This is a genomic window from Micromonospora sp. 4G55 (assembly GCF_016803375.1).
On record NZ_JAEVHN010000159.1, the window covers coordinates 1 to 11313 of the forward strand.

Consider the following 11313-nt stretch of genomic DNA (forward strand, 5'->3'; position numbering starts at 1 on the left):
CCGACGAGGTGGTGGTGGGACGGTCGTGGACGACGGCCGGGGCGGGCCGGTCGCCGGCGACGGGCACGGCATCGTCGGCATGCGGGAACGGGTCGCCCTGCTCGACGGGCGGTTCCGCGCCGGGCCGCGCCCCGAGGGTGGCTTCCGGGTGACGGCCCGGTTGCCGGTGCCGGCGGCCGACCGGTGACCGTCCGGGTGCTGCTCGCCGACGACCAGCCGCTGCTGCGTACCGGCTTCCGGATGGTGCTCGGCACCGAGGAGGACCTGGACATCGTGGCCGAGGCCGGGGACGGCCAGGAGGCGGTGGAGCTGTCCCGTCGGCTGTTGCCGGACGTGGTGCTGATGGACATCCGGATGCCCCGGATGGACGGGGTGGCGGCCACCCGGGCCATCGTCGACGCCCGGCTGCCGGTGCGGGTGCTCATCCTCACCACGTTCGACCTCGACGAGTACGTGGTGGGGGCGCTGCGCGCCGGGGCCAGCGGTTTCCTGGCCAAGGACGTGCCGGCGGAGGACCTGGTGACCGCGATCCGCACGGTCGCCGCCGGGGAGGCGGTGGTCGCGCCACGGATCCTCAAGCGGCTGCTGGACCGCTTCGCTGACGTGCTGCCCGACCCGGCGGCCACCCCGCCGAAGGCGCTCAACTCGCTCACCGAACGGGAGCGGGATGTTCTGGTGCAGGTGGCCCGCGGGCTGTCCAACGCCGAGATCGCCGCGGCGCTGTCGGTCAGCGAGACCACGATCAAGACCCACGTCGGGCACGTGCTGACCAAGCTGGGGCTGCGCGACCGGGTGCAGGCGGTGGTGCTGGCGTACGAGTCGGGGCTGGTGCGCCCGAAGGCCTGAGCCGGCTACGGTGGTCGCTCGTCACGCTTCGCGCGGCGAGGCAGCCAGGCTGGTCCGACGGTCCGTCTCCGCGCCGCGCCGATCCACGCTGCCGATGGCGTCGACGCGGCCCCACCGGCCCGGGATGTCGAGCAGTTCGATGCGGCCGAACCGCTCGGGCAGCGCCGGCTCGACCACCAGATCGTCCCCGTACGGCTCCAGGCCGAGCAGAATACGCACCAGCAGCAGGGGTGCTCCGGTCGCTTCGGCCTGCGGACTGTTGGCCGTCGGGTAGGGGACGGGGCTCCGGGTCGACTCGCGGTCGAAGCCGCCGAAGGCCTCCGGCAGCCGGCCGTGGAAGTGGTGCGACGCGTCGATGATCCCCTCGGCGATACGTCCCGCCTCCTGTGTGAAGCCGTAGCGGCGCAGCCCCCAGGCGATCAGGGAGTTGTCGGAGGGCCAGACCGCGCCGACGTGGTACCCGAGCGGGTTGTAGCGGCCCTGCCCCTCGGCCAGGCTACGTACTCCCCAGCCGGAGAAGAGTCGGGGGCCGAGCAGGTGTTCGGCGATCCTGGCCGCCCGTGACTCGTCGACGATGCCGCTCCACAGCAGGTGCCCGATGTTGGAGGCCAGGGCGTCGACCTGGTGGCCGTCGCCGTCGAGGGCGAGGGCGTAGTACTCGCCGTCGGCGACCCAGAAGTCGCGGTTGAAGCGCTGTTTCAGGTCGGCCGCTTCGCGTTCGAGCCGGTCGGCGTAGTCGGGGTCGTTCCAGAACTCTCGGGCCAGCCGGGCGCCGCGGATCTTGGCGTCGTAGGCGTAGCCCTGCAGCTCACAGGTTGCTCGGGGCAGACCGGCCAGCCTGCCGTCCCGGAAGGAGATCGCGTTGGGGGATTCCTTCCAGCACTGGTTCTCCAGCCCGGTCTGTTCGTTGCGGCGCTGGTACCAGACGTAGCCGTCGCCCATGATGTCGCCGTACTCGTCGATCCAGTGCAGGGCCGCCCGCGCCTCGTCCTCGAACTCCCGCACCGTATCGGCGTCTCCGGTCCACCGCTCGTACTCGTCGAGCAGAACCACGTACAGCGGGGTCACGTCGGCGGCCCCGTAGTAGGGGGCCTGCGGGCGTTCCTCGAACGCGACCAGTTCCCCGTAGCGGAACTCCCGCAGGATCTTGCCCGGCTCCTCGTCCCGGAAGTCGTCGAGCACCGCGCCCTGGTCGATGCCGAGCATGTGCAGGGCGGCGCGGGCGAGGTCCGGTGCGAACGGCAACGCCTGCAGGCTGGCGAAGATGGGTTCCCGGCCGGCGAGGGTCGCGCTCCACGGCAGACCTGCCGCGGGCAGCGCCTCGGCCGGTAGCGTCAGCGGCGAGTACCCCAGCGCGGCGAGATCGACGAGGCACTGCCGGTACGTCCGCTCCAGTGGCTCCCAGTCGCAGTTCAGCTGCGGAGCCGTGCCGAGCCACTGTTGGAGGTTCCGCTCGAGCCGGAATCTGTCCCGCCGGCGGCGGCCGGGATGGAGATGCTCCCGGACGTCCTCACCGTCCGGGCGCAGCACCAGGCCTCGGACGTGCAGCGTCGTGGTCCACTGGCCGTGCGGTTCGATCCGGATCTGGTACGTCAGCCCCCGTTCGTCGACCTGCGCCGGCTCGGTGGTGGAGGAGATGACCGTCTCCCGGCGGAACGCGTCCCGCTGGTAGCCGAGATGCAGCCGGCCGTTCTCGACGCGCCGGTACAGCCGACCCTTCGGCGTACGTCCCTGTGCCGCCACGATCAGCGGCATGAAGTCGGAGTCCGCCTCCACGTGGACGGTGATCTCGGCCGGTTCGCGGGAGTGGTTGAGCACCGTCAGCTGCTCCTCGAAGCTACCGGCCACCGACCGCTCCCGGATCACCGACACCTTCGCGTCGACGTAGTGGGTGGGTTCGCCGGGCACCAGGAAGAAGCGCACCTCGAAGTAGGACGGGTCGTCGCGGGCGAGCGGGCTCAGCCGTTCACCGTTGAGGGTCAGCCGCCACAGGGACAGGAACCGGGTGTCGTACGAGTAGAACCCGCACGGCACGGTGGGCTTCGCCTCCAGGTCCCCACTGCCGTCGCTCAGCACGAAGATGTTGCCGTCGAGGATCCTGACGAGGTCCGTCTTCATCCGCGCCCCCCACGGTCACGCACGAGGTCGCGCGGATGTCGCGCCCCTGGCGGAGGTGCGAAGAGCCGCTCCAGCAGGACGATGAACCGGAACTTTCCCTCGCTCGTTATCTCGTTCCTTATCCACGCCGGGAGCGGTTTGGCCTCGCCACGGACCATGCGATCGAAGAAGGCACGGTCGGTACGGATGACCGCATCGGCGTCGCCGTCCCGTTGTGACACGCGAACGGCGCCCCCGCGGATCTCCACGAACCAGTGGTCGACCTCCTGGTCGTGTTCCAGGTCGAATCGGATGGTGCCGTTCGTCTTCTTCAGCACGCGTTCGTGGCCGTGTCGTTCGAGCGCGTCGAAGAATTTCCGGGTCGTCTCCGACATGGCACCACCCCTGCAGAAGAATCGCGACCAGGGTGCAGCCTCGCTCAGATTGCGGTGCCCTGACCTCACCCGGACCGGATGAGATCGCCGGGCCACCCACGCAGGCACTGACGTTTCATCCGGTGCGGGTGATGCGGCGATCCGCCGCCACCGGTCATCGTGAGGGTGGCTGCTCGTCCGGGCTCGGGGGACCTACCGGAGGAGGCTCATGTCGAATCCCACCGCGAACTTCTTCGACGCGCTCGACCGGCGGGGCCACGAACCCCTCCTTGAGGACGCCGTCGGCAGCATCCGGTTCGACCTCGAACAGGACCACGAGGTCGACCACTGGTTGCTGGTGATCAGACGCGGCGATGTCCACGTCTCGCGGGAGGAGAGCGGGGCCGACTGCGTGCTCAGGGGCAGCCGAGCGGCCTTCGACCGGATCGTCACCGGCAGGTCGCACATCTACGCGGCGTGGGTGCGTAACGAACTCAGGGCCGAAGGTGACGTGCGGCTTGCCCGTTTACTCCAGCGGGTGATGCCGGGGCCACCCGGCGCGCAGCACCCACGGGAGTTCGCCCACCGGAAGAGCGGACCGGCATGAGCGACGGACTCGTTCGACTGCTGGACGGCAACACGTTCGTGGTCAGTGAGGAGACCGGCGACATCGACGCGTCGCCGGCCATCCCGACCGGCTTTTTCTCGTTCGACACCCGGTTTCTGTCGAAATGGATCCTCTCCATCAACGGTGAACGGGTCAACGCGCTCACCGTTGAGGAGGTCGACTACTTCGAGAGTCGATTCTTCATCGTCCCGACCGTCCTGACTCCGCTGGTGGACATCAGCGTGTCGGCCATTCGCGAGCGCTCGCTCGGCGAGAGCTTCAACGAGCGGCTGACCGTGATCAACCACGAACCCGGGCCCGTCGACCTGCGGATCCGGATCGACATCGAGAGCGACTTCGCCGACCTTTTCGAGATCAAGGACGTGCGCAACAAGAAGGGCCGGCACTACGCCCGGATCGAGGACGGGTGCCTGCGGCTCGGCTATCGGCGAGAGACGTTCCACCGGGAGACGTCGATCTCCTCCACCGAGCCGGCGCAGATCGACGAGCGGGGGTTGACGTACGACGTCCGGCTCGAACCGCACGGCGAGTGGGTCACCGACATCCACGTGCGGGCACTGGGCGTGGACGGACGTGATCTTCGGGAGAGTCTGCAGGGCTCGCCCGCTCGGGGCCGCCGGCAGTTGCGGCAGGACCTGGACCGTTGGCTCGCGGAGGCCCCCCGTCTGACCTGCGACTCCCCCACGTTGGCGATGACCTACCGGCGCAGCCTGGCCGATCTCGCCGCGCTGCGCTTCATGCCGCTCACCGGCGGCGGACAGGCCCTGCCCGCCGCCGGCCTGCCGTGGTTCATGGCGATCTTCGGCCGGGACAGCATCTTCACCAGCCTGCAGGCGCTGCCGTTCGTGCCGGAACTGGCGCTCACGACGCTGCGCCTGCTGGCGCTGTTGCAGGGCGTCGTCCTCGACGACTTCCGCGAGGAGGAGCCGGGGAAGATGCTGCACGAACTGCGGTACGGGGAGACGATCGGCTTCGAGGAGCAGCCCCACTCGCCGTACTACGGCAGCGCCGACTCCACCCCGCTGTCCGTGATCCTGCTCGACGAGTACGAACGGTGGACCGGAGACGCCACCACGGTGCGACTGCTGGAGCGGTCCGCGAGAGCCGCGCTGCACTGGATCGACGAGTACGGCGACCTCATGGGCGACGGCTACGTCTGGTACCAGCGCCGCAACGAGCGCAACGGGTTGGAGAACCAGTGCTGGAAGGACTCCTGGGACGCCATCTCCTTCCGGGACGGCACCCTGCCCGCGCTGCCCCGGGCGACCTGTGAGCTGCAGGGCTACGCCTATGACGCCAAGATCCGCGGCGCCCGGCTGGCCCGAGAGTTCTGGAACGACCCCGACTACGCCGACCGGCTCGAACGCGAGGCGGCCGACCTGAAACAGCGCTTCAACCGCGACTTCTGGGTCGCCGAGGGCGAGTACTACGCCCTCGCCCTCGACGGCGACGGCCACCAGGTCGACGCCCTGGCCTCCAACATCGGGCACCTGCTGTGGAGCGGCATCGTCGAGGAATCCCGCGCGGCCAGCATCGCCGAACACCTGCTCGGCCCCCGACTCTTCTCCGGCTGGGGAGTACGCACCCTCGCCGAGGGGGAGGGCCGCTACAACCCGCTCGGCTATCACGTCGGCACCGTCTGGCCCTTCGACAACGCGTTCATCGCGTGGGGGCTGCGCCGCTACGGCTTCACCCGCGAGGCGGGACGCATCGCCGAGGGGATCATCGACGCATCGCACCACTTCCAGGGCAGGCTGCCGGAGGCCTTCGGCGGATACGACCGGACGCTGACCCGGTATCCCGTGTTGTACCCCACGGCGTGCAGTCCACAGGCGTGGTCCACGGGCAGCTCCCTGTTGTTGCTGCGGACCATGCTCGGCATGGAGCCCCGCGGGAACCACCTGGTGACCAGGCCGGCCGTGCCCCCGGGCATGGGCCGGATCGAGTTGCTCGGCATTCCCGGCCGGTGGGGCCGGGCCGGCGCCCTGGGACGCGCCCACCCGGAGCGGCGCTGACCGCTGGGCGGTGGCAACTGTGACGCTGTCGGTCAGCGAGACCACCATCAAGACCCACGTCGGGCATGTGCTGACCAAGCTGGGGCTGCGCGACCGGGTGCAGGCGGTGGTGCTGGCGTACGAGTCGGGGCTGGTGCGCTCGAAGGCCTGAGCCGGCTACGTCACGGGGCGTACTCAAGGAGCCGCCGGTGGGGCGACGGCCCGGTTGCCGTGGTCACCTACCGTCACAAAAGACGGCGCGGCGCGGTTGACCATGACGTGGCGTCAGGTTCTAGCGTCGGTTCCGGCGCCGTCCCGGCGGGCGGAAACGCGTTCGACCGGTCGTCGGCTCAGGGGCAACCCTGATCCCGGGTCGGGGCCGACCCGCAGTGCGAAATCCGCATCCGCTCCGCCGGGAGTCGGACGGAATCGGGGCGCGCGGCACCGAGGATGGAACCAGCCCCACCGACCAGCGGGGGCGGCGGGGACACCGCAGGCAGACGGAAGAGGTATATGACGTGACGGCGACGGTAGGCCGGCAGGCGCAGGCCGCGGCCAGGGCCAGCGACGTGTGGAAGGTGTACGGCAGCGGCGAGGCGCAGGTCGCCGCGCTGCGGGGGGTGAGCGCCGAGTTCGAGCGCGGCCGGTACACGGCGATCATGGGCCCGTCGGGTTCGGGCAAGTCGACGCTGATGCACTGCCTGGCGGGGCTGGACTCGGTCACCAAGGGCACGGTGCACATCGGCGACACGACGGTGACCGGGCTCGGCGACGCCGGGCTGACCAAGCTGCGGCGGAACAAGGTCGGTTTCATCTTCCAGCAGTTCAACCTGCTGCCGACGCTGACCGCCCAGGAGAACATCCTGCTGCCGCTCTCCATCGCCGGCCGCAAGCCCGAGCAGGCCTGGTACGACACGGTGATCGACACGGTCGGCCTGCGGGACCGGCTGGGGCACCGCCCGGCGCAGCTCTCCGGCGGTCAGCAGCAGCGGGTGGCGTGCGCCCGGGCGCTGGTCGCCCGACCCGAGGTGATCTTCGCCGACGAGCCGACCGGCAACCTCGACTCCCGCTCCGGCGCGGAGGTGCTGAACTTCCTGCGCAACTCGGTACGCCAGCACGGCCAGACCATCGTGATGGTGACCCACGACCCGACCGCCGCCGCGTACGCCGACCGGGTGATCTTCCTGGCCGACGGGCAGATCGTCTCGGAGCTGATCGAGCCGACCGCCGACACCGTGCTGGACACCATGAAGAAGCTCGACACGCCGGCCGAGGTGGCGCGCTGATGTTCCGCGCAACCTGGAAGAGCCTGCTGGCACGCAAGGTACGCCTCATCCTCTCCGGCCTGGCCGTGGTGCTGGGCGTCATGTTCGTCTCCGGCGCGTTCGTGCTGACCGACACGCTCGGCCGCTCGTTCGACGCCGTCTTCGCCGACGCGTACGAGGGTGTCGACGTCAACGTCTCCGCCAAGCCGAAGATCGCCCTCAGCGAGACCGAGGGTGAGCAGGTGCCCGCGGCGATGCCGGCCGCGACGCTGGAGAAGGTCCGCACGGTCGGCGGGGTGGCCGAGGCCACCGGGATCGTCGCCGCCGACGGCGCCCGCCTGATCGGCAGCAACGGCAAGGTGGTCACCTCGTTCGGGCCGCCGCAGCTCGGCCAGAACTGGGTGGGCGAGAGCGACCTGGTCAAGCTGCGCGAGGGCCGCGAGCCGCGCGCCGACGACGAGATCGTGATCAACGGGGCGCTGGCGCAGGCCGCGAAGGTCAAGGTCGGCGACCGGGTCGGCGTGCTGACCCTGGAGCCGAAGAAGGACTTCACCGTGGTGGGCGTCTTCGGTTACAGCGGTGACCGGGACTCCCTCGGCGGCGCCAACGAGATCGCCTTCACCACCCCGGTGGCGCAGCGGCTGATGCTCGGCGAGCCGGACGTGTTCACCAACATCAGCGTGAAGGCCGCCGACGGGGTCGGCGAGGCCGCGCTGCGCGACGACATCGCCGCCGCGGTCGGCGGCGACTTCGAGGTCAAGACCGGCGAGCAGCTCTCCGCCGACGCCTCGGCAGGGCTGAAGGAGGGGCTCTCCTTTTTCAACAAGATCCTGCTCGGCTTCGCCGCGGTGGCGCTGCTGGTCGGCACCTTCCTCATCCTCAACACCTTCTCGATCATCGTGGCGCAGCGCACCCGGGAGCTGGCCCTGATGCGGGCCATCGGGGCCAGCGGCCGGCAGATCATCGGCTCGGTGGTGCTGGAGGCCGTGGCGGTGGGCCTGATCGCCTCCGTGCTCGGACTGGGCGCCGGCATCGGCGTCGGCGCGCTGCTGGCGTACCTGTTCGGCAAGCTGGCGGGCGGGCTGGCGCTGGCCGGCATCGGCGTGCCGGCGGCCGCGGTGATCGGCGCGTTCTCGGTGGGTCTGGTGATCACCGTGGTGGCGGCGCTGCTGCCGGCGCTGCGGGCGTCGCGGATCCCGCCGATCGCGGCGATGCAGGACGTGGCCACCCCGGACCGCCCGCTGACCAAGGTGACGGTGGCCGGCGCGATCGTCACGGGGATCGGCGGCACGCTGCTCTTCCTGGGGCTCAGCGGCAACGCCGGGGACAACACCCTGGCCACCATCCTCGGCGGCGTGCTGTTCGCCTTCATCGGGGTGGCGCTGCTGACCCCGCTGATCAGCCGGCCGGTGGTGTCCCTGCTCGGGGCGCTGTTCGCCTGGTCGGTGCCGGGCAAGCTGGGCCGGCTCAACTCGGGCCGTAACCCGCGCCGCACCGCGATCACCGCGGCCGCGCTGATGGTCGGCATCGCGCTGGTCACCGGCGTGACGGTGATCCTCGACTCGGCCAAGGGCAGCATCAGCGCGCTGGCCGAGGACCAGATCAAGGCCGAGCTGGTGATCTCCGGGGTGCAGGGCGGTCCCCGCCCGCCGAGCTTCGACCCGGCGGTGCTCGAGAAGTCCGCCAGCATCCCGGGCGTCCAGATGGTCGACGGCGAGTACGGCGACATGGCGGTGGTCAACGGCGAGCGCACCTGGGTGGCGGCGTCGAGCAACGTCGCCTCGCTGGAGCGGATCTTCGGGGCGAAGGCCACCGCCGGTGACATCAGCCGGCTGGCGCCGGATCAGATGCTGTTCAGCTCGGACACCGCGAAGTCCCGCAACGTGTCGGTCGGCTCGAAGGTCACCGTCCAGCTGTCCCGGGGCGAGGCCCGCACGTACACGGTCAGCGGCATCTACGAGAGCTCGCAGCTGACCAACCCGGTGGTGCTGCCGCCGCAGGCGGCGCGGGACTTCGCCATCCCGCAGCCGATCCAGGGCTTCCTGCAGCTCGCCCCCGGCGCCCGGGTCGCCGACGTGCAGCCGCAGGTCGAGACGCTGCTCGCCGACAGCCCCGAGGTGTCGGTGGCCGACCGGGCCGCCTTCATCGAGCAGCAGACCAGCCAGCTGGACACTCCGCTGCGGATGATCCAGATCCTGCTGGCGCTGGCCATCGTGATCGCGGTGCTGGGCATCATCAACACCCTGGCCCTGTCGGTGCTGGAGCGGACCCGCGAGCTGGGCCTGCTGCGGGCGATCGGGCTGCGCCGGGCGCAGACCATGCGGATGATCACCGTCGAGGCGGTGGTGATCTCGGTCTTCGGCGCGCTGCTCGGCGTGGCGGTCGGCACCGGGCTCGGCGCGGCGGTGGTCGAGGCGCTCAAGGACGAGGGCATCACCGATCTGATCCTGCCGTGGGGTCAGATGGGGATCTTCCTCGGGCTGGCCGCGATCATCGGGGTGATCGCCGCGGTGCTGCCCGCGGTGCGCGCCGCGCGGATCAACGTGCTGGGCGCCATCGCCCACGACTGATCCTCAGCAGGGAGAGACGAAGGGGCCCCGCCGGTCGGCGGGGCCCCTTCGCGCGTGGTTCAGGCCGGCGGTTCGCCGAGCAGCGCGGCCAGCAGCTCCAGGTCCGCCGCGGTCAGGCTCTCCACCTGGTGTACGCCGTCGATCGGCGCGATCGGCACCTCCGCGGGCACCGCCAGCACCGCCGCGCCGGCGGCGAGCGCGCTGGCCACCCCGGTCGGCGAGTCCTCGATCGCCACGCACCGGCCGATCGGCACGTCCAGCAGCCGCGCCGCCGTCAGGTACGGCTCCGGGTGCGGCTTGGCCAGGTCCACCTCGTCACCGCAGACCACCGCGTCGAAGCTGTCCCGCCCGAGGGTGTCCAGGGCCACCTCGACCAGCGGTCGCCCGCTGGAGGTCACCAGCGCGGTGGGGATGCCGGCGGCGCGTACCGCCCGGAGCAGGGTCAGCGCGCCGGGCCGCCAGCGCAGCCCGGTGCGGAACAGCTCCAGGATGCGGGCGTTGATCCAGTCGATGCTGGTCTGCGGGTCCCGCTCCGGTTGGCCGAGGTCGTCGTGCACGATCCGCATCGACTCGGCCATGCTTGTGCCGATCACCGCGCGGCGGGCGCCGTCGGAGAGCGTGCCGCCGTACTCGGCCGCCAGCTCGCGCAGCGCGACGTCCCACAGCTTCTCGCTGTCGACCAGGGTGCCGTCCATGTCGAATAGCACGGCGGCGGGGTGTGGGCTGCTCAGCGGGGGCCTCCTCCGGCCGGGATGGTGTCGGGGCGATCCTCTCAGCCCGGCCCGGGCGGCCCGCCGCCCTCCCCGCGGAAGGTGACCTGGACGATCCCGCTCAGCCGAGGTCGCAGGCGTCCAGGGAGTTCTCGTAGCCGCGGAAGAACGAGTCGGTGCGCTGCTCGGCGGTGCCGTGCGAGCCCTCCGCGAACCACGGCTGGTCGGGGTCGTCACCGACGGCGAGCAGCCCCTCGCGGAACTCGTCGAGGTCGCCCGTGTCCAACGTCAGCACGCCCGAGCGGACCGAGTCACCCAGGTACGCCCCGGCCATGCAGTCGGCCTGCAACTCCTGCTGGATGGTGAAGTTGTAGCGGATGCCGAGGCGTACCTGGATGCCGTGGGCGTACTCGTGGCCGAGCAGGTAGAACACGAACGCGTCGCCGACCTGGCGGAACGCGGCCACCGACCAGTTGACGTCGTAGGCGATGAAGTCACCCTGGGAGCAGTAGACGGCGTTGTTGCGCGGCAGCGCCTGGCCGCCGCAGGCGACCTCCCCCTCGCGCTGGTAGGGGACGATCCGGCGGATCGGGCGGAACTGCTGGCCGGAGGCCTTGAACTGGGCGCCCCAGTAGTCCTCGGCGATGTTCACCGCGTCGCCGATGTCGGTCTTGAACTCCTCGACGCTGGTGGTGCCGTCGGCCCGTGTGGTCTGCGGGCCCGGCGAGGCGGCCTGCCCGGACTGCCTGGGTGCCGGTTCCCGGGGCTCCTGCGAGCCGCTCTCCCCCACCCCGCCGACGGCGCAACCGGCCGCCACCACCAGCGCCAC

General features: G+C 70.9%; 9 protein-coding genes and 2 pseudogenes. 7 read left to right on the top strand and 4 right to left on the bottom strand.

Features of this window, described 5'->3' with window-relative positions; translation table 11 throughout:
• Positions 1 to 187, top strand: a pseudogene (locus JNW89_RS15410) (two-component sensor histidine kinase); the annotation flags it as partial.
• Positions 184 to 846, top strand: coding sequence for a response regulator transcription factor (locus tag JNW89_RS15415; RefSeq protein ID WP_309139989.1), 663 nt, complete (start codon positions 184 to 186; stop codon positions 844 to 846). The pseudogene JNW89_RS15410 and the gene JNW89_RS15415, both read left to right, overlap by 4 nt.
• Before the next feature lie 21 nt (positions 847 to 867).
• On the opposite strand, the gene JNW89_RS15420 is transcribed toward JNW89_RS15415, so the two are convergent.
• Both JNW89_RS15420 and JNW89_RS15425 read right to left on the bottom strand, forming a co-directional pair.
• On the bottom strand, positions 868 to 2964 hold the full coding sequence (locus JNW89_RS15420; RefSeq protein WP_238449445.1) for a glycogen debranching N-terminal domain-containing protein: 2097 nt from the start codon (positions 2962 to 2964) through the stop codon (positions 868 to 870).
• Positions 2961 to 3338, bottom strand: a complete 378-nt coding sequence (locus JNW89_RS15425; protein WP_238448219.1) for an SCP2 sterol-binding domain-containing protein — start codon at positions 3336 to 3338, stop codon at positions 2961 to 2963. Before JNW89_RS15425 ends, JNW89_RS15420 begins: the two co-directional genes overlap by 4 nt.
• Positions 3339 to 3546: 208 nt before the next feature.
• Here JNW89_RS15425 and JNW89_RS15430 point away from each other — a divergent pair, with 208 nt between their 5' ends.
• The 5 genes and pseudogenes from JNW89_RS15430 (at position 3547) to JNW89_RS15450 (ending at position 9774) form a co-directional block, all read left to right on the top strand.
• Positions 3547 to 3924, top strand: coding sequence for an SCP2 sterol-binding domain-containing protein (locus tag JNW89_RS15430; RefSeq protein ID WP_238448220.1), 378 nt, complete (start codon positions 3547 to 3549; stop codon positions 3922 to 3924).
• Positions 3921 to 5960: a glycogen debranching N-terminal domain-containing protein gene (locus tag JNW89_RS15435; RefSeq protein ID WP_238448221.1), complete on the top strand. Its 2040-nt coding sequence runs from the start codon at positions 3921 to 3923 to the stop codon at positions 5958 to 5960. The genes JNW89_RS15430 and JNW89_RS15435 overlap by 4 nt, the downstream gene beginning before the upstream one ends.
• Before the next feature lie 25 nt (positions 5961 to 5985).
• Positions 5986 to 6111, top strand: a pseudogene (locus tag JNW89_RS15440) (response regulator transcription factor); the annotation flags it as partial.
• Positions 6112 to 6457: 346 nt separating this feature from the next.
• Complete coding sequence (locus JNW89_RS15445; protein WP_238448222.1) at positions 6458 to 7225, top strand: ABC transporter ATP-binding protein; 768 nt, start codon at positions 6458 to 6460, stop codon at positions 7223 to 7225.
• Positions 7225 to 9774 (top strand): ABC transporter permease, encoded by a 2550-nt coding sequence (locus tag JNW89_RS15450; protein ID WP_238448223.1) that lies wholly within the window; start codon positions 7225 to 7227, stop codon positions 9772 to 9774. Before JNW89_RS15445 ends, JNW89_RS15450 begins: the two co-directional genes overlap by 1 nt.
• A 59-nt stretch (positions 9775 to 9833) precedes the next feature.
• Here the strand turns inward: JNW89_RS15450 and JNW89_RS15455 are convergent, their stop codons facing one another.
• Positions 9834 to 10481, bottom strand: a complete 648-nt coding sequence (locus JNW89_RS15455) for an HAD family phosphatase (RefSeq protein ID WP_238448224.1) — start codon at positions 10479 to 10481, stop codon at positions 9834 to 9836.
• Between the two features lie 124 nt (positions 10482 to 10605).
• Positions 10606 to 11313, bottom strand: a 708-nt coding sequence (locus JNW89_RS15460) for a neutral zinc metallopeptidase (protein WP_238449446.1), incomplete at its 5' end; no start/stop codon positions are given.